Annotated in this window: 24 protein-coding genes; 10 read left to right on the plus strand and 14 right to left on the minus strand. The window is 70.5% G+C overall.

Translation table 11 applies throughout. From position 1 onward, the window contains the following. Positions 1–61: 61 nt before the first annotated feature. The 3 genes from OIU81_RS25225 (at position 62) to OIU81_RS25235 (ending at position 1,977) form a co-directional block, all read left to right on the plus strand. On the plus strand, positions 62–274 hold the full coding sequence (locus OIU81_RS25225; RefSeq protein ID WP_443074163.1) for a hypothetical protein: 213 nt from the start codon (positions 62–64) through the stop codon (positions 272–274). 49 nt (positions 275–323) lie between these two features. After that, positions 324–1,070: a DNA repair protein RecO gene (recO, locus tag OIU81_RS25230; RefSeq protein WP_329151426.1), complete on the plus strand. Its 747-nt coding sequence runs from the start codon at positions 324–326 to the stop codon at positions 1,068–1,070. 88 nt (positions 1,071–1,158) lie between these two features. Continuing rightward, positions 1,159–1,977 carry an isoprenyl transferase gene (locus OIU81_RS25235; protein WP_329151427.1) on the plus strand — a complete coding sequence of 273 codons (819 nt, stop codon included), beginning with the start codon at positions 1,159–1,161 and terminating at the stop codon, positions 1,975–1,977. 84 nt (positions 1,978–2,061) lie between these two features. Here the strand turns inward: OIU81_RS25235 and OIU81_RS25240 are convergent, their stop codons facing one another. From OIU81_RS25240 to OIU81_RS25270, 7 genes are all read right to left on the minus strand, one after another. Next, positions 2,062–2,679: a hypothetical protein gene (locus tag OIU81_RS25240; protein WP_329151428.1), complete on the minus strand. Its 618-nt coding sequence runs from the start codon at positions 2,677–2,679 to the stop codon at positions 2,062–2,064. An 86-nt stretch (positions 2,680–2,765) separates the two neighbouring features. Further along, a complete protein-coding gene (locus tag OIU81_RS25245; protein ID WP_329151429.1) occupies positions 2,766–3,815 on the minus strand; it encodes a hypothetical protein in 1,050 nt (349 codons plus the stop codon). A gap of 139 nt (positions 3,816–3,954) precedes the next feature. Then, positions 3,955–4,311, minus strand: coding sequence for a WXG100 family type VII secretion target (locus tag OIU81_RS25250; protein ID WP_329151430.1), 357 nt, complete (start codon positions 4,309–4,311; stop codon positions 3,955–3,957). Positions 4,312–4,716: 405 nt separating this feature from the next. After that, on the minus strand, positions 4,717–5,145 hold the full coding sequence (locus OIU81_RS25255; protein WP_329151431.1) for a Fur family transcriptional regulator: 429 nt from the start codon (positions 5,143–5,145) through the stop codon (positions 4,717–4,719). 132 nt (positions 5,146–5,277) lie between these two features. Continuing rightward, positions 5,278–6,177 carry a metal ABC transporter permease gene (locus tag OIU81_RS25260; RefSeq protein WP_329151432.1) on the minus strand — a complete coding sequence of 300 codons (900 nt, stop codon included), beginning with the start codon at positions 6,175–6,177 and terminating at the stop codon, positions 5,278–5,280. Continuing rightward, the gene (locus tag OIU81_RS25265) at positions 6,177–6,956 is read right to left on the minus strand and encodes a metal ABC transporter ATP-binding protein (protein ID WP_329151433.1); all 780 of its coding nucleotides are present in this window, start codon (positions 6,954–6,956) and stop codon (positions 6,177–6,179) included. The genes OIU81_RS25260 and OIU81_RS25265 overlap by 1 nt, the downstream gene beginning before the upstream one ends. Positions 6,957–6,988: 32 nt before the next feature. Continuing rightward, positions 6,989–7,951, minus strand: coding sequence for a metal ABC transporter substrate-binding protein (locus OIU81_RS25270; protein WP_329151434.1), 963 nt, complete (start codon positions 7,949–7,951; stop codon positions 6,989–6,991). A 211-nt stretch (positions 7,952–8,162) separates the two neighbouring features. Between OIU81_RS25270 and OIU81_RS25275 the strand changes: the two genes are divergently transcribed. Beyond that, positions 8,163–9,545, plus strand: a complete 1,383-nt coding sequence (locus OIU81_RS25275; protein ID WP_249637464.1) for a glycine--tRNA ligase — start codon at positions 8,163–8,165, stop codon at positions 9,543–9,545. Positions 9,546–9,766: 221 nt separating this feature from the next. On the opposite strand, the gene OIU81_RS25280 is transcribed toward OIU81_RS25275, so the two are convergent. The 3 genes from OIU81_RS25280 to OIU81_RS25290 all read right to left on the minus strand — a co-directional run bounded on the left by OIU81_RS25280 (position 9,767) and on the right by OIU81_RS25290 (position 13,273). Next, a complete protein-coding gene (locus tag OIU81_RS25280; protein ID WP_329151435.1) occupies positions 9,767–10,348 on the minus strand; it encodes a TetR family transcriptional regulator in 582 nt (193 codons plus the stop codon). 227 nt (positions 10,349–10,575) lie between these two features. Further along, entirely contained in the window at positions 10,576–11,580 is a 1,005-nt protein-coding gene (locus OIU81_RS25285; protein WP_329151436.1) for an aldo/keto reductase, read from the minus strand. A 154-nt stretch (positions 11,581–11,734) separates the two neighbouring features. Continuing rightward, entirely contained in the window at positions 11,735–13,273 is a 1,539-nt protein-coding gene (locus tag OIU81_RS25290; protein WP_329151437.1) for an MFS transporter, read from the minus strand. Positions 13,274–13,374: 101 nt separating this feature from the next. Between OIU81_RS25290 and OIU81_RS25295 the strand changes: the two genes are divergently transcribed. After that, complete coding sequence (locus OIU81_RS25295) at positions 13,375–14,277, plus strand: helix-turn-helix transcriptional regulator (protein ID WP_443074042.1); 903 nt, start codon at positions 13,375–13,377, stop codon at positions 14,275–14,277. A 41-nt stretch (positions 14,278–14,318) separates the two neighbouring features. Here the strand turns inward: OIU81_RS25295 and OIU81_RS25300 are convergent, their stop codons facing one another. After that, on the minus strand, positions 14,319–15,773 hold the full coding sequence (locus OIU81_RS25300) for an MFS transporter (protein WP_329151438.1): 1,455 nt from the start codon (positions 15,771–15,773) through the stop codon (positions 14,319–14,321). 153 nt (positions 15,774–15,926) lie between these two features. Here OIU81_RS25300 and dusB point away from each other — a divergent pair, with 153 nt between their 5' ends. The 5 genes from dusB to OIU81_RS25325 all read left to right on the plus strand — a co-directional run bounded on the left by dusB (position 15,927) and on the right by OIU81_RS25325 (position 23,756). Further along, positions 15,927–17,054: a tRNA dihydrouridine synthase DusB gene (dusB, locus tag OIU81_RS25305; protein ID WP_329151439.1), complete on the plus strand. Its 1,128-nt coding sequence runs from the start codon at positions 15,927–15,929 to the stop codon at positions 17,052–17,054. Between the two features lie 572 nt (positions 17,055–17,626). Then, positions 17,627–18,199: a MarR family winged helix-turn-helix transcriptional regulator gene (locus OIU81_RS25310; RefSeq protein WP_329151440.1), complete on the plus strand. Its 573-nt coding sequence runs from the start codon at positions 17,627–17,629 to the stop codon at positions 18,197–18,199. 330 nt (positions 18,200–18,529) lie between these two features. Continuing rightward, positions 18,530–19,234 (plus strand): type 1 glutamine amidotransferase, encoded by a 705-nt coding sequence (locus OIU81_RS25315; RefSeq protein WP_329151441.1) that lies wholly within the window; start codon positions 18,530–18,532, stop codon positions 19,232–19,234. 307 nt (positions 19,235–19,541) lie between these two features. After that, positions 19,542–22,322, plus strand: coding sequence for a pyruvate, phosphate dikinase (gene ppdK / locus OIU81_RS25320; RefSeq protein ID WP_443074164.1), 2,781 nt, complete (start codon positions 19,542–19,544; stop codon positions 22,320–22,322). A gap of 588 nt (positions 22,323–22,910) precedes the next feature. Then, the gene (locus OIU81_RS25325) at positions 22,911–23,756 is read left to right on the plus strand and encodes an ArsR/SmtB family transcription factor (protein WP_329151443.1); all 846 of its coding nucleotides are present in this window, start codon (positions 22,911–22,913) and stop codon (positions 23,754–23,756) included. 56 nt (positions 23,757–23,812) lie between these two features. Here OIU81_RS25325 and OIU81_RS25330 read toward each other — a convergent pair whose 3' ends face one another. The 3 genes from OIU81_RS25330 to OIU81_RS25340 form a co-directional block, all read right to left on the minus strand. Beyond that, entirely contained in the window at positions 23,813–24,745 is a 933-nt protein-coding gene (locus tag OIU81_RS25330; protein WP_329151444.1) for a TauD/TfdA dioxygenase family protein, read from the minus strand. A 352-nt stretch (positions 24,746–25,097) separates the two neighbouring features. Next, positions 25,098–25,934, minus strand: a complete 837-nt coding sequence (locus OIU81_RS25335) for a carbohydrate ABC transporter permease (RefSeq protein ID WP_329151445.1) — start codon at positions 25,932–25,934, stop codon at positions 25,098–25,100. 27 nt (positions 25,935–25,961) lie between these two features. Then, entirely contained in the window at positions 25,962–26,909 is a 948-nt protein-coding gene (locus tag OIU81_RS25340; protein ID WP_329155347.1) for a carbohydrate ABC transporter permease, read from the minus strand. Between the last annotated feature and the right edge of the window lie 59 nt (positions 26,910–26,968).

Genomic DNA, 26,968 nt, shown 5'->3' on the forward strand with positions numbered 1-26,968 from the left:
TCCGTAGCGTCACTCTCTGACTGCGAACAGTGAAATCCCCTCACGGAAAGTGCGGATGCTCATGCAGCAGTTCAAGGAAGTGGAAGACGTGGCGACGGAACTGCGGGAGGCACTCGCCCGTGCGGGAGTGGTGCTGCCGTCGCTGCGTCCCGACCCCGTTTCGATCGCCCACCGGTACATTCCGCCCCTCATTGAGCTGGGGCGATGTTCGATGGACGTGGCCCGGAAGCTCACCGCCGCGCTGTCCGAGCCCTCCCGGGGCGACCGGGGCTGAGGGGCAGGCTGAGGGTCACCCGGCCCCGCCGATGCGCGAGAATGGCGCCATGAGTCTGTTCCGCGACGACGGCATCGTGCTGCGCACCCAGAAGCTGGGTGAGGCGGACCGGATCATCACGCTGCTCACCCGAGGTCACGGACGGGTCCGTGCCGTGGCCCGGGGGGTGCGGCGGACGAAGTCGAAGTTCGGGGCGCGGCTGGAGCCGTTTTCGCACGTCGACGTGCAGTTTTACGCGCGCGGCAGCGAGCTGATCGGGCGCGGGCTGCCGCTGTGCACGCAGAGCGAGACGATCGCGGCGTACGGCGGCGGCATCGTCACCGACTACGCCCGCTACACGGCCGGCACCGCGATGCTGGAGACCGCCGAGCGGTTCGCCGACCACGAGGGCGAGCCCGCCGTGCAGCAGTATCTGCTGCTGGTCGGCGGGCTGCGGACACTGGCCCGTGGTGAGCACGAGCCGCATCTCGTACTGGACGCCTTCCTGCTGCGCTCGCTCGCGGTGAACGGTTATGCGCCGAGTTTCGACAGCTGCGCACGGTGCGGAATGCCCGGTCCGAACCGGTTCTTCTCGGTTGCGTCGGGCGGTGTGACCTGCGGCGACTGCCGGGTGGCGGGGAGCGTCGTACCCTCCTCTGAGGCCATTGGGCTCCTGAGCGCGCTGCTGACCGGCGACTGGGAGACCGCGGACGCCTGCGAGGCCCGCCATGCCCGCGAGGGCAGCGGACTGGTCACGGCGTATTTGCACTGGCATCTGGAGCGGGGCCTGCGTTCCCTCCGGTACGTAGAGAAATAACGCACAGCGACACACCCCCCGACCCTCAAGACACCCCCGAACCTCAAGACAGCTCGACCGCACAAGACACATAGGAGACGTGGGCCGCATGGCACGACGCGGGATTCTGGGCCGTAATCGACGTGAGTACGTGACGCCCGAGCTGCACCCTTCCGGTGCGCGGCCGCCGAAGATCCCCGGTGAGCTCGTCCCGAACCATGTGGCGGTCGTCATGGACGGCAACGGCCGCTGGGCCAAGGAGCGCGGGCTGCCGCGCACCGAGGGCCACAAGGTCGGCGAGGGCGTCGTCATGGACGTCCTCAAGGGCTGCATCGAAATGGGCGTGAAGAATCTTTCGCTGTACGCCTTCTCGACGGAGAACTGGAAGCGGTCGCCCGACGAGGTCCGCTTCCTGATGAACTTCAACCGCGATGTGATCCGCCGGCGCCGTGACGAGATGGACGCGCTGGGTATTCGTATCCGCTGGGTCGGGCGGATGCCGAAGCTGTGGAAGTCCGTGGTGCAGGAGCTCCAGGTCGCCCAGGAACAGACCAAGAACAATGACGCCATGACGCTGTATTTCTGCGTGAATTACGGCGGGCGGGCGGAAATCGCCGATGCGGCGGCGGCCATCGCGGCGGATGTACGGGCCGGAAAGCTGGACCCGTCGAAGGTCAACGAGAAGACCGTCGCGAAGTACATGTACTACCCGGACATGCCGGATGTGGACCTCTTCGTGCGGCCCTCGGGCGAGCAGCGGACCTCGAACTATCTGATCTGGCAGAGCGCTTACGCCGAGATGGTCTTCCAGGACATCCTGTGGCCGGATTTCGACCGGCGGAACCTGTGGCAGGCATGCCTGGAGTACGCGCAGCGGGACCGCCGGTTCGGGGCGGCGCCGGTGGCGGAGGGCGAGTCCGCGACGTAGGTCCGGCGGGAAACGGGCTGCGGGGAGACGCGTGGGGGCCGGTGGTGTTCGGGCGAACGCCACCGGCCCCCTTTCCCGTACCCGTCAGGAGTGCCAGATCTCGCGGAGGTGCGAGACGGCACCGGAGCCGTTCAGGGTGAGCTCGTAGATGTCTCCCGAGCAGGCGAGGGGTGCCTTGACCTGGTCGTGCTTCAGGCAGGCGGTGAGGTGCCCGCTGAGCGCGGCGAGGGACACCGTGCGGTGGCCGGTCGCGCTCGTGGTCAGCTCGGCCGTGGCGCCCGCGGCCAGCCGGTACCGGCCGGCCTTGCCCGTTCCCGCGTAGCCGCCGCCGTTGGGGTCACAGGCGAACTGCGCCTGCTTGACGGGCAGTACGCCGCCGGCCGGTGCGCGGGTGACCTGCACCATCCGGTGCCCCTCGGCCGGCTTGGCCGGGGTGCAGTCGGACGACGGCTCCGGGTCGATCGGCAGGTCCTTCTGCCCGGAGGTGGACGCGGAGGCCGAGGCGGACGGGCCGTCGCCCGGCCCGCCGGTCGGTGCGTCGGTCCCCGCGTCGCCGGGCGCGTCGGTCGGCGTGGACGCCGGTGACGAGGCGGCGGACGCGCTCGCGTCCGGGGAGGCGGACGTGTCCTCGCCCTTGCACGACGTGAGTGTGGCCAGCGACGCGGCAAGGACGGCTGCGGTGAGCAGACGGCGGGTGAACATACAGGCGTTCTCTCTCGTGTGCGGATCGGAGGCCGTGCGGGGCGGGGGCGTGAGGGTCGGTAACCGTGCGGACAGTGGCCGTACGGTCAGAGGCCGTTGCGGCGGTAGGGGACGTACGGCTTGCCCATCGAACTCTCGTGTGCGGCGTCGCCCGAGTAGTACGGGTACGGGATGACGTGGGAGACGGTGCCCTGGGAGCCGTTGTCCTCCAGGGCGATGTACTTGGTGTGCTCCTTGTCGGCCCAGCCGCCGAACAGGACGGTGTGGTCGCCGGCGATCAGGGCGTCGCCCGGCTGCAGATCGTTCTTGGTGATCTCGTGGGCGGTGTTGTTGCCCATCAGGCCGTAGGTGTTCAGACCCGGCGGCTCCAGGCCCCAGGCGGCGGAGACGAAGCCCGAGCAGTCGTCGCGGTAGCCGTTGGTGGTGGCCGACTGGCTGTAGCCGATGCGGTGGTTCACCCGCTCCAGGGCGCGGTCGATGATGTCCTTGCGCTCACCGGGCAGCCCGGAGGTGTCGGGGGCGGTCTCGACGCCCGCGCCCGTGGTGGTGTGATGCTTGCCCGGCGACCAGGCGTCCCAGTCGCCCTTCGTGTCCCACTTGCCGTCGCCGTGCCCCTGGGCGGGGGCCGGGCCGCCGGCGCCGGTGCTGCCGCCGCCACCGCCACCGCCACCGCCGGTGCCGCCTCCGCCGTTACCGCCGCCTCCGCCGGTGTGGCCTCCACCGCCTCCGCCGCCGGTGTGGCCGGGCGAGGCGGGGGAGTCGTGCCGCTTGCGGTGGTGGATCTTCTTCAGCGCGTCTTCGATCTTCTTCTCGTTGGCCTCGTACTCGGCCTTGACCTTCTTGATCTTCTCGGCGTCCCCGGCCAGCTCCCCGAGCAGCTTCTTCTTGCTCTCCTCAAGGCGCTTGCTGACCTCCGCGATCTCCTTCACGTCCGCGAGCACCTGGTAGGCGATGCCGAAGCCGGGGAGTGAAGCCAGCGGTGCCGCGGCGAGGTCGATCGAGGCCGCGGTGAGCAGCGTCTCCTTGATCTGCCCCAACTGCTCGTTGAGCTCCGCCATGCGCCGGCTGACCGAGTGCCAGTCCTTCTCGATCTTGGCGAGCTCCGCCGTCTCGACCCCGAATGTGTCGCCTGCCATCCGAACAACCCCCGTGATGTGGTGGTGAACCGCGAAGAATCCGGCATGCCGGGCCCGGGTGTGCTGAATGTGCCGGGTGTGCCGGTTCCGTGGATGCGGGCTCCGGAGAGGCCGGGCCCGAAAAGAGAGTGAGGGTCTGTCAGTAGACCTTGGAGAGCCGGTCGACCGAGTCGCCCAGCGTGCCCAGATCGTCCGAGATCTGGTTCATCTCCTTGACGCGGCTGTGCGCGACGGTGACGAACGCGTCGGAGGCCGGGCCGTGCCAGGAGAGCTTGCCGAGGGTGGAGTTGATCTCCTTGGTCAGGCCGTCCAGCTCCTTGCTCAGCTTCTTCAGCTCGGCCGAGATCTTCTGCAGATCCGCCTCGCCGCCGCCGAACATCTGGGTAAGCGCCCAGTGCGCGATTTCGGCCGGAGCCATCAAGACGTCCTTGCCGACCTCGACCACATCGCCGACCAGCTTCGTGCCGTCGTCCCAGAGCTCGCCGAGAACGCCCATTCCTACCCCCCGTGGTGTGCGCGTGAATCCGCGCTGATGGCCCGTCAAGGGTATCACCAGCGTGTACCTGACAGTTTTCCCGAGTCGGGAGGAAGAGGGGGAAACGGAATTCGGGCCGGACGGCCGGAGCGGCCGCACCAGGCGGCGCGGGGCAGCGCTACCGCGCAGGTCGGGAGGGGTGGACCGGCCGGGGCGGGGGAGCTTGTCGGGCAGGTCGCGGAATCGGGCCGGCGAGGCCGCCGAACCGGCCGGCGGAAGTGAGGGAACCGGGAACGGCAGGCCGCCGGACACCCCAGAGGGCCGCCCCCGCGCCGGGACACCAAAAGGGCCGCCTCCCTGCGGAAGCGGCCCGATCAGCTGGTCATCGGCTCCAGGGACAGTCCCTGGCTCTCGGCGGGTCCGGGGCTACTGCTCGTCGCCGGATCCCGCCGCGCACTCCCCGCAGGTCCCGAAGATCTCGATGGTGTGCGCGACATCGCGGAAGCCGTGCTCCGCGGCGATCTGGTCCGCCCACTTCTCCACCGCGGGGCCCTCGACCTCGACGGCCTTGCCGCAGCTCCGGCACACCAGATGGTGGTGGTGATCGTCGGTGCTGCACCGGCGGTAGACCGACTCGCCGTCGCTGGTCCGCAGCACATCGACCTCACCGGCGTCGGCCAGCGACTGCAGCGTCCGGTAGACGGTGGTGAGTCCCACCGAGTCGCCCCGGTGCTTGAGCATGTCGTGCAGCTCCTGTGCACTGCGGAACTCGTCGACCTCGTCGAGTGCGGCCGACACCGCGGTTCGCTGCCGCGTCGACCGGCCGCGTACCGGAGATCCCGCGCTCGTCGCCACCGTTGCCTCCCTAGAACGTCAGGTCTTCCCCCTGCACGTGCGTCCTGCCATTGTGCCAGGTGATGACCGGCCCCCTGGGGGGGACGCTTACACGTACATCTGTCTGCGCCCGCCGACGCCTTGCTGCCCTGCTCATCCGGCCACGCTCACATCGTCCGTGGCGCCGCGGCTGCCGGGTACCTCCAGGGTGCACCCGCGGGAGGCCTCAGCGGCAGCCCTTGCGCGCTTTTTCGCGAGCGGCGCGGCGAGCGCGGTGAAGATCACGAACAGGCCGATGGCGAACAGCACGATCGTCGCGCCGGACGGCACATCGACGTAGTACGAGGTGGTGGTACCCGTCACCGTGACCGCCACACCGATGGCGACGGCCGTGGCGAAGGTGACCGCGAAGCTGCGGCTGATCTGCTGGGCGGCCGCGACCGGGATCACCATCAGGGCGCTGACCAGCAGCAGCCCGACGACGCGCATGGCGACGGTGACGGTGACCGCGGCGGTGACCGCGACCAGCAGATTGAGCAGCCGCACCGGCAGGCCGGTCACCCGGGCGAACTCCTCGTCCTGGCAGACGGCGAACAGCTGACGGCGCAGCCCGATCGTGATGGCCAGCACCAGGGCGGCGAGCACGTAGATCGTCGTCATGTCCTGCGGGGAGACGGTGGTGATCGAGCCGAAGAGATAGGTACCGAGGTTGGCGTTGGAGCCCGCGTCGGAGAGGTTCATCAGCATCACGCCGCCCGCCATGCCGCCGTAGAACAGCATGGCCAGCGCGAGATCGCCGCGGGTCTTGCCGTACCAGCGGATCAGCTCCATGACGACGGAGCCGGCGACGGCGACGGCGGTGGCGACCCACACCGGGCTGGTGTTGAGCAGAAAGCCCAGGCCGACGCCGGTGAGCGCGACATGTCCGATGCCGTCGCCCATCAGGGCCTGGCGGCGCTGGACGAGGTAGATGCCGATGGCGGGGGCGGTGACGCCGACGATCAGGGCGGCGATCAACGCGCGCTGCATAAAGGCGTAATCGAGGATTTCCATCAGGTCAGCAGCCCCGTCCGGATCGGTTCCGCGGCCGCGTCGGCGTGCGGGTGGACATGGTCATGGCCGGGCAGCGCATGCTGGCCCACGGCCTCGGGCGGCGGGCCGTCGTGGACCACGCAGCCGTCGCGCAGCACCACCGCGCGGTCGATCAGCGGCTCCAGCGGGCCCAGCTCGTGGAGCACCAGCAGGACCGTGCTGCCGCGGCCGACCTGCTCGCGCAGGGCGGTGGCGAGCACCTCCTGGCTGGCCAGGTCGACGCCGGCCATCGGCTCGTCCATGATCAGCAGTTCCGGTGCGCCGGCCAGCGCGCGGGCGATCAGCACCCGCTGGTGCTGGCCGCCGGAGAGCGCGTTGACGGAGTCCTTGGCGCGGTCGGCCATGCCCACCAGCTCCAGGGCGTGGTGCACCGCGGCCCGGTCGGCCTTGCGCAGGATGCCCAGCTTCGTACGGGCCAGCCGGCCGGCCGTGACGACCTCGCGGACGGTGGCGGGCACCCCGCCGGCCGCGGTGGTGCGCTGCGGGACGTAGCCGATCCGGGCCCAGTCCCGGAACCGCCGGAACGGGGTGCCGAAGAGGGCCAGCTCGCCGCCGGTGAGCGGGACCTGGCCGATCACGGACCGGACGGCGGTCGACTTGCCGGAGCCGTTGGCGCCGAGCAGCGCGACCACCTCGCCCCTACGGACGGTGAGATCGATGCCGCGCAATACGGGCCGGGCGCCCAGGGAGGCGGTGGCGTCGCGCAGGTCGATGACCGGCTCGGGGAGCGGATCGTTCATGGTGACCTCCGTCGCGTGCGGTGCGGTGTGCGTCACTTGCTGCCGAGCGCCTTCTGGAGCGCGGCGAGGTTGGCGCGCTGCACACCGAAGTAGTCCTTGCCGCGGCTCTTGCCGGTGATCCCCTCGAGCGGGTCGAGGACATCGGTCTTCAGATGGAGATCGCCGGCCAGGGCCTTGGCGGTGGCCGGGTTGGCGATCGTCTCGAAGAAGACGGTGGAGACGTGGTGCTTCGTGGCGAGGGTGTGCAGGTCTTTGATGCGGTGGGCGCTGGGCTCGGACTCCGGGTCGAGGCCGCTGATGGCCTCCTCGGTCAGGCCGTAGCGCTCGGCGAGGTAGCCGAAGGCCGCGTGGGTGGTCAGGAAGGTGTCCGAGGACCGCTTCTTCAGCCCCTCCCGGAAGTCCTTGTTCAGGCCGTCCAGCTTGTTCACCAGTGCATCGGTGTTCTTCTGGAAGTCGGCCTTGTGGGCCGGGTCGGCCTGGGCGAGGGTCTTATTGACGCCCTTGGCGACCTCGGCGTACTTCACGGGGTCGAGCCAGATGTGCGGGTCGTTGCCGCCCTCGGCCTCGGAGTGCGAGTGGTTGTCGCCCGTGGTGTGGTGGTGGCCGTCGACCTCGGTGCCGTGCTTCTCCAGGGGGGTGACGGAGGCGGCGTCGGCGATGTGCTTGACGCCGGACTGGGCGACGGCGTCGTCCACGGCGGGCTGCAGGCCCTTGAGGTAGACGATCGCGCCGGACTCTCCCAGCTGGGCGGTCTGCTTCGGGGTGAGCTCCAGGTCGTGCGGCTCGACGCCGGGCTTGGTGAGGTCGGTCACCTCGACGTGCTTCCCGCCGATCTGCTGGGCGAGGAATTCCATGGGATAGAAGGACGCTGTCACCCGCAGCCTGCCGTCCTCGGTGTGCGCGCCGCTCGCGGGGGAGCAGGCGGAGAGGGTCAGCAGGCCGAGCGCCGAGACCCCGGCGAGAGTCGCGGTGGATATGTGACGGCGTATGTTCATGACACTCATTTTCAACAAAAGTGGAAACGATTGTCAACAACAGTCGGGGCGGTGTGAGCGGGGCGACAGTGGGCCGGAACCGATTTGATCCAGGGGGTACGGCCGCCGGTACCCTGAACTATTCGCCCAGCCGTCTCCCGACCACCACCCCCTCAGTGAGACGACAGGGCACCGCCCATTCATCGTTCGTCGTCGTAATGAAGAGAGCACCGTGGCCGCCGACAAGATCGATACCATCGTCAGCCTGAGCAAGCGCCGTGGCTTCGTATACCCGTGCAGTGAGATCTACGGCGGCTCCCGGGCTGCCTGGGATTACGGTCCGCTGGGCGTCGAGCTCAAGGAGAACATCAAGCGTCAGTGGTGGCGCGCCATGGTCACCTCCCGCGAAGACGTCGTCGGTCTCGACTCGTCGGTGATCCTGGCCCCCGAGGTCTGGCAGGCGTCCGGCCACGTCGCCACCTTCACGGACCCGCTGACCGAGTGCACCTCCTGCCACAAGCGCTTCCGCGCGGACCACCTGGAGGAGGCGTACGAGGCCAAGCACGGCAGGCTCCCCGAGAACGGCCTCGCCGACGTCAACTGCCCGCACTGCGGCAACAAGGGCGGCTTCACCGAGCCCAAGCAGTTCTCCGGCCTGCTCTCCACCCACCTCGGCCCGTCCCAGGACACCGCCTCGGTCGCGTACCTGCGCCCCGAGACCGCCCAGGGCATCTTCACCAACTTCGCCCAGGTGCAGCAGACTTCCCGCAAGAAGCCGCCGTTCGGCATCGCGCAGATGGGCAAGTCCTTCCGCAACGAGATCACGCCCGGCAACTTCATCTTCCGCACCCGCGAGTTCGAGCAGATGGAGATGGAGTTCTTCGTCAAGCCGGGCGAGGACGAGAAGTGGCAGGAGTACTGGATGGCCGAGCGGTGGAACTGGTACCGCGACCTCGGCATCCGCGAGGAGAACATCCGCTGGTACGACCACCCGGCCGAGAAGCTCTCGCACTACTCCAAGCGCACCGCTGACATCGAGTACCGCTTCAACTTCGGCGGCACCGAGTTCTCCGAGCTGGAGGGTGTGGCCAACCGCACCGACTACGACCTGTCGGCGCACGCCAAGGCCTCCGGCCAGGACCTCTCCTACTTCGACCAGGAGGCCGGCGAGCGCTGGACTCCGTACGTCATCGAGCCGGCCGCCGGTGTGAACCGCGCGATGCTCGCCTTCATGCTCGACGCATACATCGAGGACGAGGCGCCCAACGCCAAGGGCAAGATGGAGAAGCGCACGGTCATGCGGCTCGACCCGCGCCTGGCGCCGGTCAAGGTCGCGGTGCTGCCGCTGTCCCGCAACCCGCAGCTGTCGCCGAAGGCCAAGGGCCTCGCGGCGGACCTGCGCAAGAACTGGAACATCGAGTTCGACGACGCGGGCGCGATCGGCCGCCGCTACCGCCGCCAGGACGAGATCGGTACGCCGTTCTGCGTCACGGTCGACTTCGACACCCTCGACGACAACGCGGTGACCGTGCGTGAGCGCGACACCATGAAGCAGGAGCGCGTCAGCCTGGACCAGATCCAGGCCTACCTGGGCGCGCGGCTGCTCGGCTGCTGATCGCTCGCGGGGCGGTGCCGGTGTCCGGCGCCGCCCCGGTGCTCCCAGGCGCCGGCCGGGCTCGGAACTTCCGGGCCCAGCCGGCGCTTTTGCGTGTGCGGGGGGGGCGGCCGGGGGTCCGGGGGAGGGGAGCGGACGGCGGTTGGGGTGGGGGCGGGGCCTCGCCGTCGGGCTGTGGCCGGTCGGCGTGCGGGCCGGTGCGCGGGCCGGTCCGCGCACCGTCAGCTGCGCAGGCCCCGCAGGACCAGGTGGCGGACGGCGTCGAAGTCGTGGGCGATGTCGGGGCGGGACCACTCGGCGGCGTAACAGGGGTCGTGGAAGCGGCCGGTGGCGTCGAAGACGGCGCGGGCGGTGGTGGCCGGGGACGGGGTGTGGAACGCGCCCTGGCTGACGCCGGCTTCGATGAGGGTGGTGAGCTGGGCTTCGAGATCGGTGACATGACGGTCGACCACGCCGCCGCTCTCACCGATCAACGTCATATAGGTGGCGAAGAGTTCGGGGTCGTCGCCGGCCTTGTGCCGCTTGGCTTCGAAGAGGGCGGTCAGCCAGCGGTCCAGCCGCTCCGGAGCCGGGCCCTCTTCGGTGACGATGACCGACAGCTGCTGACTCGTACGGTCCAGCCAGCGCTCCGTGACGGCTTCCCGCAGTGCCGCCTTCGTGCGGAAGTGGCGGTAGACGCTGCCGTGGCTGACACCCAGGGCACGCGCCACATCCACGACCGTGGCCTTGGCCGGGCCGTAGCGGCGCAGCACCTCCTCGGTGGCTTCGAGGATGCGCTCGGGGGTCAGCGTTTCGGGCGGCATGGGGCGGGTCGGCCTTTCGGGAGGGCGGGGCGGGGCCGGCGACCGGTTCCGGGTGGCACACGGCGGGGTGGCACACGGCGGGTGCCGTGCGGGTGCCGCGCGGATGCCGTGCCGGGTGACGGTGGCGGCCGCCGGGGCGTCCGTGCACCGGATCCGTGCGCCGGGTACGTACGGACGGTACCTGGCCGCGCCCCGCACCCGCTCCCGTGGTCACGGCCGCCGCGCGGTCAGCGCTCGCTGTCCAGGTGGGCCATCTGGTCGGCGGGGTAACGGTCACCGGCGGCGGCGCCGATCGGGATCGCGCGCTCGATCGCGGTCAGGTCCTCGGCGTCCAGGGCGACGTCCAGGGCGCCGAGGGCCTCGGTCAGGCGGTCGCGGCGGCGGGCGCCGACCAGCGGGACGATGTCCTCGCCGCGGGAGAGCACCCAGGCGATGGCGATCTGGGCGACCGAGACGCCCTTCTGCTCGGCGATCTTGCGCAGGGCGTCCACCAGGTCGAGATTGCGGTCGAGGTTCTCGCCCTGGAAGCGCGGACTCCGGCCGCGGAAGTCATTCGGGGCGAGCGTGCGCCCGCGGCTGAAGTGGCCGCTGATCAGGCCGCGGGACAGGACACCGTAGGCGGTGATGCCGATGCCCAGTTCACGGGCGGTGGGCAGGATCGACTCCTCGATGCCGCGGGAGACGAGGGAGTACTCGATCTGGAGGTCGGAGATCGGGGCGACGGCGGCGGCCCGGCGCAGGGTCCGGGCGCCGACCTCGGACAGGCCGATGTGCCGGACGTGCCCGGCTTCGACCAGCTCGGCGAGGGCGCCGACGGTCTCCTCGACCGGGACGTCCGGATCGATCCGGGCGATCCGGTAGATGTCGATGTGGTCGGTCCCGAGGCGCTGGAGGGAGTAGGCGGCGAAGTTCTTCACCGCCTCCGGCCGGCCGTCGTAGCCGGTGAAGCCGCCTTCGACGGTGCGCAAAGCGCCGAACTTGACGCTGATCAGCGCCTGTTCGCGGGCCGCGGCGGGGGCGGTGCGCAACGCCTCGTTGATCAGTAGTTCGTTGTGGCCCATGCCGTAGAAGTCGCCGGTGTCGAGCAGGGTGATGCCCGCTTCGAGGGCGGCATGGACGGTGGCGAGGGACTCGGCGCGGTCGCTGTCGCCGTAGAGGGCGGACATGCCCATGCAGCCGAGGCCGAGGGCGGAGGTCTGTGGGCCGGTGGTGCCCAGGGTGCGGGTCTGCACTGCGTGCTCCTGAGAGAGGGGGAGGGGCGGGCGGCCGCGCTGCCGTGCCGCCGCGTATTCACCATGACATGACGGATGACAGATTTCAATATCTGTCATCCGTCAGATGTGAGTCAGACCCTTCGTGTCCTTCCTCGGCGCGCTCCGCCGCAGGTCAGCGCAGGACGCGGGGCAGCCGCAGGGCCAGCAGCGTGGTGCCCGCGACGATCACCAGCTGCGTCAGAAGGGCGGCGAGCAGGGCATCGCGGATGCCGACGGACGGCAGCAGCGACAGGAAGAGGGTGCCGAGGGTGGCCACACCCAGGGCCATGCCGGACTGCTGGGTCGTGACCATGACCCCGCCGCCCACGCCCGCCTGTGCCGTCGGCAGTTCGCTCAGCACGATGCGCAGCAGGACCGGCAGCACCATGCCCTGCCCGAAGCCCAGTACGGCCATGCTCGGCGCGAGCGAGGCCACCGAGATCCCCGGCCAGCCCGCGTACACGGTCAGCGCCAGGAGGCTCAGCCCGGCGCCCTGGATCAGCGAACCGGCGAGCACCACCCGCCGCCCGAACCGCAGCACCAGCCGCGGACCGGCGAGCGAGGCGAGGAAGAAGGTGAGGCACAGCGGCACCAGGGACAGCCCGGCCGTGAACGGCCCGTAGTGCAGGCCGTTCTGGAGCGCCACGGCGATGACGAACATGAAGCCGCCGAAGCCCAGCGTGAACGGAACGATCATGGTGAGGCCGCTGTTCACGGACGGTATGCGCAGCAGCGACGGCGGGACCAGCGGCGTGCGGCCCCCGCGCTCGGCCCGGCGCTCGACGCGCACGAACGCGGTGGCGACAACGGGGAAGACGGCCAGCAGGATCCAGGACCACAGTGGCCAGCCGGCCGCCCGGCCTTCGGTCAGCGGCAGCAGCAGGGTGATCAGCGTGGCGGCGAGCAGCGCGGTGCCGGGGCCGTCCACCCGGGTCGGGTGCGGGGAGCGGGTCTCGGGGACCGTACGGGCGGCCAGCAGCCAGGCCGCGGCGGCGATCGGGACGTTCACCAGGAACACCGCGCGCCAGCCGGTCCCGGCCAGGTCCACGGAGACCAGCAGACCGCCGAGCACCTGGCCGACGGCGCTGGAGACCCCCGCCGTACCGCCGTACAGGCTGAGGGCCCGGGCGCGCCGCTTGCCGGTGGTCGTCGCCTGGATGGTGGCCAGGACCTGCGGCAGCAGCAGCGCGGACGCGGCGCCCTGGGCGATCCGGGCGGCCACCAGGGTCCAGGCGTCCGGAGCGAGGCCGCAGGCCAGTGAGGTCACGCCGAAGGCGGCCAGCCCCCACAGGAACAGCCGGCGGCGGCCGACCATGTCGCCGAGCCGGCCGCCGAGGACCAGCAGCATCGCGTAGGCGACGCCGTAGCCGGCCACCACCATCTCCAGCATCGCCGGGCCGGCCCGCAGATCGTGGTCGATGGTCGGCAGGGCGACATTGACGATGAAGAAGTCGATCAGCGGGAGCGCCGCCCCCAGCAGCACGGTCAGCAGGCCGAGCGGGGTCAGCAGGGGCGGGGTGCGGTGCTGCTGCGGGCCGGGCGCGGACGTCGCCGCCGCCGGGGCGGCCCCGGGCGGTGGCGACGCGGCCTCCGGGGCGGCGAGGGCCGCGACGGGCACACCGGGGTCTGCCGGGGCTTTCGTGGTGGTCGTCTGTGCTGGCGTAGTGCTCACGGACTTGACGATCGCCGACCGCCCAGCCGGGTACCAGAGTGTCTTTATCCTGGTACCAGCTCTACCTGGCAACCGGCTCGGGCGTGCGGCAGGCTGGAGCCATGACCCTGGATGTGACCGCGACGCAGCCTGCCACAGGCTCCGGTGCCATGACCGCCCCGCGGGACCACGCCGCCCGCCGGGCCGAGCTGGCCGCCTTTCTGCGCAGCCGGCGGGAGCGGATCACTCCCGAACAGGTCGGGCTGCCCCGGGGCGCCCGCCGCCGGACCCCCGGCCTGCGCCGTGAAGAGGTCGCACAGCTGGGCGCGGTGGGGGTCACCTGGTACACCTGGCTCGAACAGGCCCGTGCCATCCATGTGTCGCCGCAGGTCCTGGACGCGGTGGCCCGTGCGCTGCTGCTCGACCGCGCCGAGCGCAGCCATCTGTTCGCGCTGGCCGGGGCGGTGGACCCGATGCCCGGCAGCGAGTGCACGAGCGTGCCGCCCGCGCTGCGGCAGGTCCTGCACCAGCTCGCCCCGTTCCCCGCGGTCGTCCAGAACGGCCGGTTCGACATCCTCGCCCACAACAGCACGTACAGCCGGCTGATGTGCGATCTCGACGCGCTGCCCGAGGAGGACCGCAACTGCTTGTGGCTGGCGTTCACCCACCCCGAGTGGCGGGCGCGGGTGGTCGATCTGGACGCCACGATGCGGGTGATGGCCGCCAAGTTCCGGGCGTCGATGGCCGAGCACGTCGCGGAGCCGGCGTGGAAGGCGCTGCTCGCGCGGCTGACGGAGGCGTCGTCGGAGTTCCGGGAGATCTGGGCGCAGCACGAGGTCATCCGCCCCATGAGCTCGGTCAAGGTCTTCCGGCACCCCCGGGTGGGCCTGCTCCAGCTGTCCGGCACGAGCCTGTGGACGGGGCCCAACCCCGGCCCCAAGCTGCTGTCCTACACCCCCGTCGACGAGACGTCCCGGGAGCGCCTGGAGCGGCTGGCGGAGCTGACGGCCCTCGCCGTGAGATGAGGCGGGGGCCGCCGTAGGGGAGCAGCGGGCGCCGGGCCCGGTTACGGGCGGGCGTCCGCCGTGCTCTGCCCCCGGGTCCCGTCGTCGAACAGTGCCGCCGTGCGGCGGGCCGTCTCCTGCGCCCACCGGCCCGTCGTCACCGCGCCCAGCAGCAGTACGGCCGCGCCGCAGCCCGCGATGATCCACCAGGCCGGGTGGGCGGCCGCGAGGAAGGCGTCCGTGGTGGCGGTGGCATGCACCCCGCTCGCCAGTACGGCGCCGATCACCGCGACGCCGAGCGACTGCCCGACCTGCCTGCTGGTGGAGGCGACGGCGGCGGCCACACCGGCCTGGGCGCGCGGCATACCGGACACCGCGGTGTTGGTGATCGGCGCGTTGACCAGGCCGAATCCGATGCCGAAGAGGACATAGCCGGTGAACAGCAGCGGGTTGACCGACTGGGCGCCGAAGGCCGCGAAGAGCACCCCGCTGGCAGCCATGGCGGCGCCGGCGACCAGCAGCGACGGCCGTGGCCCGCGGCTGCCCACCAGCCGGCCCGACACCGGTGCGAAGATCAGCGTCATCCCGGCCATGGGAAGCATGTAGAGCCCGGCGTCCAGGGCGGACAGCCCGCGGATGTTCTGCAGATACAGCGTGTTGATGAACAGGAAGCCGGCGAGCGCGGCGAAGGAGCAGACCGCCACGACCGTGGCCCCGCTGAACGGCGCGCTGTGGAAGAACCGCAGATCGATGAGGGGTTCGTCGCGGCGCCGCTCGTAGACGAGCAGACCGGCCAGGGAGCCCAGTGCCGCCAGCACGAACACCAGGATCTGCGGGGACGTCCAGCCGGCGTCCGGGGCCTCGATGATCGCGTACGTCAGCGAGCCGAGGAGCGTGATCACCAGCAACTGGCCGACCGGGTCGACCCGGCGGGGCCTGGGGGCACGCGACTCGGGAACGTAGCGCAGGGTCAGGAAGACCGCGAGCGCGCCGATCGGGACGTTGATCCAGAAGATCGAGCGCCAGCCGACGCTCTGCACCAGCAGCCCCCCGACCACCGGCCCGGCCGCCATGCTGATGCCGACGACCCCGCCCCACACCCCGATGGCACGGGCCCGCTCCCGTGGCTCGGTGAAGGTGTTGGTGATGATCGACATTGCGACGGGGTTGAGCATCGAGCCGCCGACCGCCTGCACCATCCGGAAGACCACCAGCCACCCCAGCCCGGGCGCCAGACTGCACAGCAGCGAGCCGAGCGCGAAGACGACCAGCCCGGTCAGGAAGACCCGGCGCCGGCCCAGCCGGTCGGCCGTGGAGCCGGCCAGCATCAGCAGCGACGCCAGGACCAGGGTGTAGGCGTCGATCGTCCACTGCATACCGGAGACCGAGGCATGCAGCTCATGCTGGATGGACGGCAGGGCGACGTTCAAAATGGTGTTGTCGAGGCTGACGATCAGCAGGCTCATACAGCAGATCGCCAGCACCAGAAGACGCCGTCGACGCCCGAGCTCAGACATTCTTGAACGCTACAACGATCGGTGTGGGCCGGTCCTGGCGGGGCCACTCGCGCGGTGCGGGACAATGGGAGGTCGCAGCGGCCGCTCTCCTGGCAGGCCGCGGCCCGCCCGCCCCACCAACGGAAGCCGACGAAAGCCGAAGGTATCGCCGCCATGACTCTCCTGCAGATCGGTCCGCACGCGGTGCAGCCGCCCGTGGTCCTCGCGCCCATGGCCGGGATCACCAATGCCCCGTTCCGGACGCTGTGCCGGGAGTTCAGCGGCGGCAAGGGCCTGTTCGTCAGCGAGATGATCACGACGCGGGCACTGGTCGAGCGCAACGAGAAGACCATGCAGCTGATCCACTTCGACGAGACGGAGCGGCCGCGCTCGATCCAGCTGTACGGCGTCGACCCGGACACCGTCGGCAAGGCCGCCCGCATGATCGCGGAAGAGGACCTCGCCGACCACATCGACCTGAACTTCGGCTGCCCGGTCCCGAAGGTGACCCGCAAGGGCGGCGGCTCGGCCCTCCCGTACAAGCGGAATCTGCTGCGCTCGATCCTGCGCGAGGCGGTGGCGAACGCGGGGTCACTGCCGGTGACGATCAAGATGCGCAAGGGAATCGACGACGATCACCTCACCTACCTCGACGCGGGACGGATCGCGGTCGAGGAGGGCATCACGGCGGTCGCGCTGCACGGCCGCACGGCCTCCCAGCACTACGGCGGCACCGCCGACTGGGACGCCATCGCACGCCTCAAGGAGCACGTCCCCGAGATCCCGGTGCTCGGCAACGGCGACATCTGGTCCGCCGACGACGCACAGCGGATGATGCGCGAGACCGGCTGCGACGGCGTGGTCGTGGGACGCGGCTGCCTGGGGCGGCCCTGGCTGTTCGGCGATCTGGTGGCGGCCTTCGAGGGCACCGGCACCTACGCGCAGCCCACCCTCAAGGAGGTCGCGGCGGTCATGCTGCGGCATGCCACGCTGCTCGGTGAGTGGATCGGTGACGAGACCCGCGGCGTGATCGACTTCCGTAAGCATGTCGCCTGGTACACCAAGGGCTTCTCGGTCGGCTCCGAGATGCGCCGCAGCCTCGCGGTGACCTCCTCCCTCGACGAGCTGGACGCGCTGCTGTCGGAGCTGGACCTCGATCAGCCGTGGCCGCTGGGCGCGGACGGTCCGCGGGGCCGTACCTCGGGCCGCAACCGCGTCGTCCTGCCCGACGGCTGGCTGGACGACCCGTACGACTGCGCGGGCGTGGACGCGGACGCCGAGCTGGACACTTCGGGCGGCTGACGCTGCCGGGCCGCCCGACTCCCGGTGCCGCGCGGCGAGTTGGGCCCGGGCCGCACGACGGGACGGGTGCGGCCCGCGGCGGGGCGCGCGGTCCGCTGTGAGAGGTGGCCCACCCACCGTCTCCGTCCGCCGCCCTCCCCCGAATGATGGAGGGCGGCGCCCGCTTCTCCTCCTCGGTGCCGAGGCGCCCCGCTCCGCCGTGGCGCACCATTGCCGTGTCGCACCGGCCGGCCGGCTTGACCCTCACGCGAGGTGAGGCCGCAGTCTGACGGCGGAGCGAAAGCGGCGGGCCGGGGCATGCCCGGTCCGTCGGCCGGGTGTCGTCCGGTGCCGGCACGGGGGCCGGCATCGTACGACCCCTTGGCCCCTCCCGCCCCTCCCTCCCCCCAACTGGGCGTGCGGACAGGGCCATTCGGGGCATGTCAGCGGCCGGGACGCGAGCCGGCCGGTGGCACCGCGATACCGTTTGGCTCCGTACGGGAGCCCGTGCGGCGGACCGGACGGCCCACGGCCGCAGCCGGCGCCCGGCACGGCAGCGTGCGGATCGCGGACGACACCGAGGAGATGCTGTGGTGAGCGGGCACCGTTCCGTCGCGGACACGGAGAAGGCCGTCCGGGCCAAGATCGCGGACACCCCCCTCCGCCATGAGCAGATGGCCGCGGTCGCGAACATCTACCGCGCCGCGGCCGCCGTACGGCAGCACTTCGAGAACTCCGTGTTGCGCGACGCCGAACTGACCTGGACCGCCTTCGTCGTGCTGTGGGTGGTCTGGGTCGGCGGCGAGCGGGAGACCCGCCGGGTGGCGGAGGAGGCCGGCATCTCCAAGGGCACGCTCACCGGCGTGGCCCGCACCCTGCAGAGCCGTGGCCTGCTGGAGCGCAAGCCCCACCCGGCCGACGGGCGGCTCGCGCTGCTCGCACCCACCCCCGAGGGGGAGCGGCTGATGGCCCGGATCCTCCCGGAGTTCAACGCCGAAGAAGTCTTCGTCACCGAGGCGTTGAGCGATGACGAGGCCCTGGACCTGGCGGATCTGCTGCGCCGCGTCGTGGTGCAGGTCGAGACCCGCGGCGCGGAGCGGCGGCTGGAACTGCTGGACGGTGCACAGCCCCGGCCACGGCGCAGCGGGCGGCGCGCCAAGCGGTAGGGCGCGAGACCCCCGCGGCGAGTTCAGCAGGCCGGCAGGCCGCGCCGGCGGGGGAGGGGTGGTGGAGGACGCCGACCCCCTCACGCGGGACCCGGTCACGGCCCTCTGGATGGCGCCGGTACCAGGCTCGCTGCGGCTCCGTACGGCACGGGCCGTGTCCGCGGCGCGGGGTCCGGGAACCGGGGGAGCAGCGCGAATCGTTCCGCCGGAGGCGGGGGCGAGGAGCCCCCGCGGCCGCCGCCACCCGGCCGGGTGGCGCCGGGTGACACCGGAGGGAATGCGTCCGCCAAGGGCCCGCCGGGCCCTCGTCAGGGGAGGGGAGTGCCGATCATGCGTGCCCTGGTCATCGTCCACGACCATCTGTCCACCGCGGGCCATGTAGGCGAGCGGCTGGCCGAACGGGGCTTTGAACTCGACGAACTGCTCGTCGTGCCGGCCGAGCGGTATACGAATCCGGATGTCGAGGTGGAGTTCCCGGCGGCCGAGGACTATGGCCTGATCCTGACACTGGGTGCCCCGTGGTCGGTGGCGCGGAGGAACGCCTGGATCGAGGCGGAGCTCGCGCTGCTGCGCTCGGCGCACGAGGCCGGGGTGCCGGTGCTCGGCATCTGCTTCGGCGGCCAGGCGCTGGCCACCGCGCTCGGCGGGGGCATCGAGGTCGCCCCGCGCTTCGAGCTGGGCTGGAGCCGGATCACGACCGAGGCGCCGGACCTGGTCGGGCCGGGGCCGTGGTTCCAGTTCCACGGTGACCGCTGGCTGTTGCCGCCGGGCGCCCGGGAGCTGGCGCGCAACGAGGTCGCCTCGCAGGCCTTCGTCTGCGGCCGTTCCTGGGGTGTCCAGTTCCATCCGGAGCTGACGCCGGAGGTGTTGCGGGCCTGGTTCGACGAGGACGGGACGGAGAGAGCGGCCGAGATCGGGGCCGATCCGGACCAACTGGTGGCCGAATTGCGGGCCGAGCTGCCCGCCGTACGCGCGCGGGCCCGCGCGCTGGTGGACACATTCCTTGATCACGTAGCCCGCGAGGGGTCCAAATGATGGAACCCGGGCACACATGAGCGCGTGATTCTCGCCACCCCTGATAGGGGGTGCGCTCAGATGAGCGAATCGCGCGGGGTTCCACCTCTCCAATGGTGGCACCGGGTGCCACGGCTGATCCGTTCGAGCGATGAACACAATTATTGCGTTGAGTAGCACACTTTCGAAATTTCGCTACGCACTGGAGTGGTGCATTCAGGTAATGAACTGTGTGCCAAACGCATGATCACTTTCGATCTGGTGGCGGACGACTGGTTACACGGGTATGTCGACCAAGTGGACGTACCCATACGCCTTCGATCTGGGTATGTTCCTCGCCGTCAGGGCAGCCCGTCGGCGAGGAGTCAGTGCCGTGCCGGAAACACAAGATCCCCACGTAACCCAGCCTTCCTCCGCGAAGTTCGTGTACGACTTCACCGAGGGCAACAAGGACCTCAAGGACCTCTTGGGCGGCAAGGGGGCGAACCTTGCCGAGATGACCAACCTGGGACTTCCTGTCCCGCCCGGCTTCACCATCACCACCGAAGCCTGCAAGGTCTACCTCGACAGTGGCAGCGAGCCCGCGGCACTGCGTGCCGAGGTCTCCGCGCACCTCGACGCCCTTGAGCAGAAGATGGGCAAGAAGCTCGGCCAGGCCGACGACCCGCTGCTGGTTTCGGTGCGTTCCGGGGCGAAGTTCTCCATGCCCGGCATGATGGACACCGTCCTCAACATCGGCCTCTCCGACGCATCGGTTTCCGGCCTCGCCGCGCAGGCCGGTGAAGAGCGCTTCGCGTGGGACTCCTACCGCCGCCTCATCCAGATGTTCGGCAAGACCGTGCTGGGCGTCGACGGCGAGCTCTTCGAGGAGGCGCTGGAGGAGGCCAAGCAGGCCAAGGGCGTCCGCGTCGACATCGACCTCGACGCCGCCGACCTCAAGAACCTGGTCGCGCACTTCAAGGACATCGTCTCCAAGGAGACCGGCCGGGACTTCCCGCAGGAGCCCCGCGAGCAGATGGACCTCGCGGTGCGCGCGGTCTTCGACTCGTGGAACACCGACCGTGCCAAGCTCTACCGCCGCCAGGAGCGCATCCCCGGCGACCTCGGCACGGCCGTCAACGTCTGCTCCATGGTCTTCGGCAACCTCGGCCCGGACTCCGGCACCGGTGTCGCCTTCACCCGCGACCCCGCCAGCGGCCAGCAGGGCGTCTACGGCGACTACCTGCAGAACGCGCAGGGTGAGGACGTCGTCGCCGGTATCCGCAACACCGTGCCGCTCGCCGACCTCGAGAACATCGACAAGGCGTCGTACGACGAGCTCATGCAGATCATGGAGACGCTCGAAACGCACTACAAGGACCTGTGCGACATCGAGTTCACCATCGAGCGCGGCAAGCTGTGGATGCTGCAGACCCGGGTCGGCAAGCGCACCGCCGGTGCCGCCTTCCGGATCGCCACCCAGCTCGTCGACCAGGGCCTGATCGACGAGGCCGAGGCCCTCCAGCGGGTCAACGGCGCGCAGCTGGCGCAGCTGATGTTCCCCCGCTTCGATCTGGGCGCGAAGTCCGAGATGATCGGCCGCGGGATCGCCGCCTCCCCGGGCGCGGCCGTCGGCAAGGCCGTCTTCGACTCGTACACCGCCGTCAAGTGGTCGCGCTCCGGCGAGAAGGTCATCCTGATCCGCCGGGAGACCAACCCCGACGACCTCAACGGCATGATCGCCGCCGAGGGCATCCTCACCTCCCGCGGCGGCAAGACCTCGCACGCCGCCGTCGTCGCCCGCGGCATGGGCAAGACCTGTGTCTGCGGCGCCGAGGAGCTGGAGGTCGACACCAAGTCCCGCAGGATGACGACCCCGGACGGGACCGTCATCGAGGAGGGCGACGTCGTCTCCATCGACGGCTCCAGCGGCAAGGTCTACACCGGCCAGGTGCCGGTCGTGCCGTCCCCGGTCGTGGAGTACTTCGAGGGCCGGATGCACGCCGGCGCCGACGACGCCGATGAGCTGGTCAAGGCCGTCCACCGGATCATGGCGTACGCGGACCGGGTGCGCCGGCTGCGCGTACGGGCCAACGCCGACAACGCCGAGGACGCCGCCCGTGCCCGCCGCTTCGGCGCCCAGGGCATCGGCCTGTGCCGCACCGAGCACATGTTCCTCGGTGAGCGCCGCGAGATGGTCGAGCGCCTCATCCTGGCCGACACCGAGACCGACCGGGACGCCGCGCTCAGCCAGCTGCTGCCGCTCCAGAAGGCCGACTTCATCGAGCTGCTCGAGTCGATGGACGGACTGCCGGTGACCGTCCGGCTGCTGGACCCGCCGCTGCACGAGTTCCTGCCCGACATCACCGAGCTGTCGGTCCGCGTCGCGCTCGCCGAGGCCCGCAAGGACGCCAACGAGAACGATCTGCGGCTGCTGCAGGCCGTGCACAAGCTGCACGAGCAGAACCCGATGCTGGGTCTGCGCGGTGTGCGCCTGGGCCTGGTCATCCCCGGTCTGTTCGCGATGCAGGTACGCGCCATCGCCGAGGCGGCCGCCGAGCGCAAGAACGCCAAGGGCGACCCGCGTGCGGAGATCATGATTCCGCTGGTCGGCACCGTCCAGGAGCTGGAGATCGTCCGCGAGGAGGCCGAGCAGGTCATCGCCGAGGTCGAGAAGGCCCACGGCGTCAGCCTCAAGCTCACCCTCGGCACGATGATCGAGCTGCCCCGCGCCGCCCTCACGGCCGGACAGATCGCCGAGTCCGCCGACTTCTTCTCCTTCGGCACCAACGACCTGACGCAGACGGTCTGGGGCTTCAGCCGCGATGACGTCGAGGCCAGCTTCTTCACCGCGTACCTGGAGAAGGGCATCTTCGGCGTCAGCCCGTTCGAGACCATCGACAAGGACGGCGTGGGCTCGCTGGTCCGCAACGCCGTGGCAGCCGGCCGGGCCACCCGCCCGGACCTCAAGCTCGGTGTCTGCGGTGAGCACGGCGGTGACCCGGAGTCGGTGCACTTCTTCCACGAGGCCGGCCTGGACTACGTCTCCTGCTCGCCGTTCCGTATCCCGGTCGCACGGCTGGAGGCGGGCCGCGCGGCCGCCGAATCGAAGGGCAGCGACAGCCGCTGACCCGACCGGTCACCGTGGGCGCCGGGTGCGCCCGCGGTGACCGCACACGACCACCGGAGCCGCGGCCAGGCACCCAACCCTCAGCCGTCCGGCTGTGGGCTCCGGCACCCGAACGAGGGCGGCACCTGTGCGGAGGTGCCGCCCTCGCCTTTCTCCGGACTCCCCCCTCGGGAGCTGCCGTCACCCCGGTCGGCGCGGGGTGCGGCCTTCAACGGGGCTGCCGAGCGGCCGGTTCCTTGCCCATCACCCCCCACGGGATCGAGCAATCCGGTCCGTCCGCGCCGCCGTCGAATTGAGTACAAGCATTCCCGCCGGCTGCCTGGTGGCGCGAGCACTTTCAAGTCTGGCCAAAAGGGCATGGTAACCGCACGTGTTGGCGTGCATACTCAGGCGTGCCGGGGGTCGACTGAGGAAACCAGAGGTGGGGGTTCGGTGTTACGCGTCCATTTCAGTGGACTCGATCTGGCCCGTGTGCGCATTGCGGCACGCCCGGACGCGCTGTGGGAGACCGTCTTAAGCTTTCACCGGCTACGTGACAGGCGGGACGATTCGGCGTTCGGCAAATGGCGATCGGAAACACGTGGAAGGTTGAATGGCGAAGCGCGTCTGCTGGCACCGCTGGTGCCCACGCGCGGCTATTTCCCTGATTTCCTGACGCCCGCCGAAGGGCTCCTCGGCATGACCGACGCGCTCGCCGCACTCCGCGAGACGCCGGCCGTCCGGCTGCACGAGGAACTCGCCCGGCTCGCCGCCGCGTCCCGCCCGTTCCCTTCGTGGATACGGGAGTTGGCGGAGGGCGACACCCGTGTCCTGGGCCGGCTCGCCGGGCTTCTCCAGCGCTATTACGAGGCGGCCGTCGCCCCGTACTGGCCGCGCGTCCAGGGCCGAATAGAGGGCGACCGGGCCGCCCGCGGCCGGGCGTTGCTCGACGGCGGCGCGGACCGGCTGCTCGCCTCGCTGCCGCCGATGATGCGCTGGCGCTCGCCCGTCCTGGAGTGCGACTACCCGGTGGACCGCGACCTCCATCTGGGCGGCCGGGGGCTGTTGCTGCTGCCGTCGTACTTCTGCCGGCGCACCCCCGTCACCTTCCACAACCCGGATCTGACGCCGGTCCTGGTCTACCCCGTGGAGCATCCGGTGGCGCGGCTGACCCCTCAGGTCCCGCCCGAGCGTTCCCTTGGCCGGCTGGTCGGCCAGACCCGCTCCGCGATCCTCCAGCGGATCGGCGTCGGCTGCACCACCAGCGAACTCGCCCGCCGGGCCGATGTCTCGCTGGCCTCCGCGAGTCAGCACGCGACCGTGCTGCGCGACGCCGGTCTGCTGCTCACCCTGCGGCAGGGCAATGCCGTGCTGCACACCCTCACCCCCCTGGGCGCGGCCCTGTTGCGCGGCGCGCGCTCGGTGGAGGAGGCGACGTACGAGCGGTTGAGGTGAGGCGGGCTGGGCAGCCGTGACGTGAGGGCGGCGCGCGGCAGGGGCGCCGGGTCCGCTCAGCGGGGGCGATCGCCCGCGATGGCGACGCGTTCGGCGACCCGGCGGTGCGCCCCGTAGTCGTTGACGGCATAGTGCTGGGTGGCGCGGTTGTCCCAGAACGCGATGTCCCCGGCCTGCCAGCGCCACCGCACCTGGAACTCCGGCACCTGAGCCTGCTGGAACAACAGCCGCAACAGCCGGTCGCTCGCCGTCTCCTCGAGGCCGGTGATCCGGGTGGTGAAGGACGCGTTGACGAACAGCATTCGACGCCCGGTCTCCGGGTGCCGGCGTACCACCGGATGCTCCACCGGCGGGAAGTCGGCCTGAAATGGCGCGAGTTGAGCCGCCGAGCAGAAGCGTGCGAAGCCCGGGAGATAGTCGTGCACCGCCCGTGCCCCCTCGATGCGGTCCCTGATTTGCCCGGGCAAATTGTCGTATGCCGCTGCCATATCAGCCCAGAGCGTGTCGCCGCCCGAGGGTGGGACCTCGCGCAGCTGCAACACCGCACCCATGGCCGGACGTTCTCGGAACGTCACATCCGTGTGCCATACGTTCTCGAACGTCGGGGCGCCACCGGCCGCCTTGTCGAACCGTACGACATCCTTCGAATCGCCCTGCGCCAGCAACGGATTGCTCTCCAACTCCCCCCAATTTCGTGCGAATTCACGCTGTTCCCCGGAGGTCAGATGCTGCGCGCGGAAGAACAGCACCTTCCACTCCAGCAGCGCCCGGTTCAGCTCCGCGCGCAGCGCGCCGGACAGCGGCCGCGACAGGTCCAGCCCACGGATTTCGGCCCCGATGGTGGCTGCCTGCGGTATGACCTCGAACCGTTCGTACGGCCGCTCCGCCCAGCCGTCAGGCGTACGACGCAGGATGCGCCGCCCTTCGTACAGGCCGTCGGCGGGGATGCGGTGGGGGCGCAGGACGGGCGGCAGGGGTGTGGTCGTCAACGGATCCTCCTGGAAGGGCGAGGGGAGGGGAGCTGAGGGGGAGGCGGGGCGGGGGAAGCTCCGCGGGGCGGCGGGTGAGCCGGACGCCGGTCGTCAGGGGTGCCGGTCGTCAGGAACGCCGGCCGACGGGCGGGATCGGCCCGTCAGACGCTCGACCGGTCAGGCGTCAGCCGTTCAGGCCGTGGGGAAACAACAGGCCGGGGGAGACCCCACCCGGCCGCGGCGGCGCAGAAAGCTCATACCGCGGGGCGCGCACTCGCCGCGGGGCGCGCGATGTCGCGGCTCCACCTCACGGACGTCCGACTGCGTGCTCATGCCACGCACCGTACCTCATACGCCGGCCGCCGACGCCTCAGTCGTCGATCCCGCTGCGCTCCACCCCCGCGACGATATACCGCTGGAGCAGCAGGAACACCACCACCAGCGGGGCGATGGAGACCGCCGCGGCCACGAACAGCTCATGCAGATTGAGGTTCTGCGCGGTGGTGAACGTGGACAGCGCGACCTGCACCGTCCAGGACTCCTGGTCCTGCCCGATCACCAGCGGCCACAGGAAGGCGTTCCAGGCGCCGATGAAGACGAGGGTGCCGACGGCGGCGAACACCGGCCGGGCGTTGGGGACCACGATCCGCCAGTACGTGCGCCAGTAGCCGAGCCCGTCGACCCGCGCGGCATCCTCCAGTTCCTTGGGGAAGCCGAGGAAGAACTGCCGGAAGATGAAGCAGGCGAAGGCACTGAACAGGGTCGGGATCACCAGCCCGCGCAGCGTCGAGAGCCAGCCGAGCGTCGACACCAGCACAAAGCTCGGTACGAACGTCACGGCCGCCGGGACCATCAGCGTGCCCAGGATCGCGTAGAAGACGGCATTGGCGTGCCGGTAGGGGATGCGCGCCAGGCCGTAGCCCGCGAGCGAGGCCGGCAGCACCGTACCGAGGGTCGTCGACACCGCGATCAGCGTGGAGTTGAGCAGTGCCCGCCCCAGGGGGAGGTTCGGATCGCGGAAGACCTCGGTGAGGTTCGACCAGTGCAGGCTGTGCGGCAGAAACGTCCAGTCGGGCGCCGTGATGTCCTGCTCGGTGGCCAGACCGTTGCGCACCAGGAGGTAGAAGGGGATCAGGAACAGCAGCGCGAGGGCGATCAGAGTGACGCGCCGCAGCGCGCGCCCGGCCCTGGTCAGCGCGTCATGCATGGGTGCTCCATGAGTGCTCCACGGTGCTCATTCCTCCTTGCGGCCGAGGCCGAACCAGCGGGCCTGCACCACCGTCGCCACCGCGATGATCAGTGCCAGAATCACCGCACCCGCGCTGCCCAGCCCGAGGTTCTGATCCCGGCCGAGCGCCGTGTAATACAGATAGACCAGGGGCGGCCGTGCGTACGGCGGATAGCCGCGCGCATCGCTCAGCAGGTTGTAGAACTCGTCGAACGCCTGGAACGCGTTGATCACCAGCAGCAGTACCACCGCCACGGAGGTGGCGCGCAACTGCGGGAAGGTGAGGTGGCGGAAGGTCTGCCAGCCGGGCCGCGCCCCGTCCACGGCCGCCGCCTCGTACAGCTGCGGGGGGATCCGCTGCAGCCCGGCCAGGAACAGGATCATGTAGAACCCCGCCTGCAGCCAGAGCCGTACGGTCACGATCACCAGCCAGTACCAGGGCGGATCGGTGGTCGACAGCCAGGCGGTCTGGTCCGCGCCGAACCACCCCAGCACGGTGTTGGCCAGCCCGAACCGCACCCCGTTGAAGATCGACAGCTTCCAGATGACCGCCGCGACGACATACGAGCAGGCCGTCGGCAGGAAGAACACCGACCGGAAGAACGCCTGGGCGAAGCGCAGCCGGCCGACCATCAACGCCAGCGACAGCGAGAGCGCATAGGTGGCCGGCACGATGAAGGCCGTGAACAGCGCGAACGTGCCCAGGCTGCCGAGAAAGGCATCGTCGTGCAGCATCGCGGTGTAGTTGCCCAGCCCGACGAAGTCCGAGCCGGACGGACTGACCGTGTTGTGCGCGTCGAAGAAGCTGAGGTAGACGCTCCACACCAGCGGCACATACGTGAACAGCCCCAGCCCGAGGGCGAACGGCCCGACGAAGACCCAGAACCACAGGTTCCGGCGCTGCGGGCCGAGCAGCCGGACGGCGAACGAGGGGCGCGGGGCGGCCGGTGTCATGGCGGCCGCGGGGCGCTGCGTGGTGGCGACCGCCGCCGCCACCCCCTCGGTCCCCTCCG

Origin of the sequence: Streptomyces sp. NBC_01454 (genome assembly GCF_036227565.1) — a bacterium.
Classification (GTDB): domain Bacteria; phylum Actinomycetota; class Actinomycetes; order Streptomycetales; family Streptomycetaceae; genus Streptomyces.

Excerpts from the sequence above, each read along its gene's own strand:
- OIU81_RS25225 (WP_443074163.1), top strand. The coding sequence starts at position 62 with ATGCAGCAGTTCAAGGAAGTGGAAGACGTGGCGACGGAACTGCGGGAG.
- recO (WP_329151426.1), top strand. The coding sequence starts at position 324 with ATGAGTCTGTTCCGCGACGACGGCATCGTGCTGCGCACCCAGAAGCTG.
- OIU81_RS25235 (WP_329151427.1), top strand. The coding sequence starts at position 1,159 with ATGGCACGACGCGGGATTCTGGGCCGTAATCGACGTGAGTACGTGACG.
- OIU81_RS25240 (WP_329151428.1), bottom strand. The coding sequence starts at position 2,679 with ATGTTCACCCGCCGTCTGCTCACCGCAGCCGTCCTTGCCGCGTCGCTG.
- OIU81_RS25245 (WP_329151429.1), bottom strand. The coding sequence starts at position 3,815 with ATGGCAGGCGACACATTCGGGGTCGAGACGGCGGAGCTCGCCAAGATC.
- OIU81_RS25250 (WP_329151430.1), bottom strand. The coding sequence starts at position 4,311 with ATGGGCGTTCTCGGCGAGCTCTGGGACGACGGCACGAAGCTGGTCGGC.
- OIU81_RS25260 (WP_329151432.1), bottom strand. The coding sequence starts at position 6,177 with ATGGAAATCCTCGATTACGCCTTTATGCAGCGCGCGTTGATCGCCGCC.
- OIU81_RS25265 (WP_329151433.1), bottom strand. The coding sequence starts at position 6,956 with ATGAACGATCCGCTCCCCGAGCCGGTCATCGACCTGCGCGACGCCACC.
- OIU81_RS25270 (WP_329151434.1), bottom strand. The coding sequence starts at position 7,951 with ATGAACATACGCCGTCACATATCCACCGCGACTCTCGCCGGGGTCTCG.
- OIU81_RS25280 (WP_329151435.1), bottom strand. The coding sequence starts at position 10,348 with ATGCCGCCCGAAACGCTGACCCCCGAGCGCATCCTCGAAGCCACCGAG.
- OIU81_RS25295 (WP_443074042.1), top strand. The coding sequence starts at position 13,375 with ATGACCCTGGATGTGACCGCGACGCAGCCTGCCACAGGCTCCGGTGCC.
- OIU81_RS25300 (WP_329151438.1), bottom strand. The coding sequence starts at position 15,773 with ATGTCTGAGCTCGGGCGTCGACGGCGTCTTCTGGTGCTGGCGATCTGC.
- dusB (WP_329151439.1), top strand. The coding sequence starts at position 15,927 with ATGACTCTCCTGCAGATCGGTCCGCACGCGGTGCAGCCGCCCGTGGTC.
- OIU81_RS25315 (WP_329151441.1), top strand. The coding sequence starts at position 18,530 with ATGCGTGCCCTGGTCATCGTCCACGACCATCTGTCCACCGCGGGCCAT.
- ppdK (WP_443074164.1), top strand. The coding sequence starts at position 19,542 with ATGTTCCTCGCCGTCAGGGCAGCCCGTCGGCGAGGAGTCAGTGCCGTG.
- OIU81_RS25335 (WP_329151445.1), bottom strand. The coding sequence starts at position 25,934 with ATGCATGACGCGCTGACCAGGGCCGGGCGCGCGCTGCGGCGCGTCACT.
- OIU81_RS25340 (WP_329155347.1), bottom strand. The coding sequence starts at position 26,909 with ATGACACCGGCCGCCCCGCGCCCCTCGTTCGCCGTCCGGCTGCTCGGC.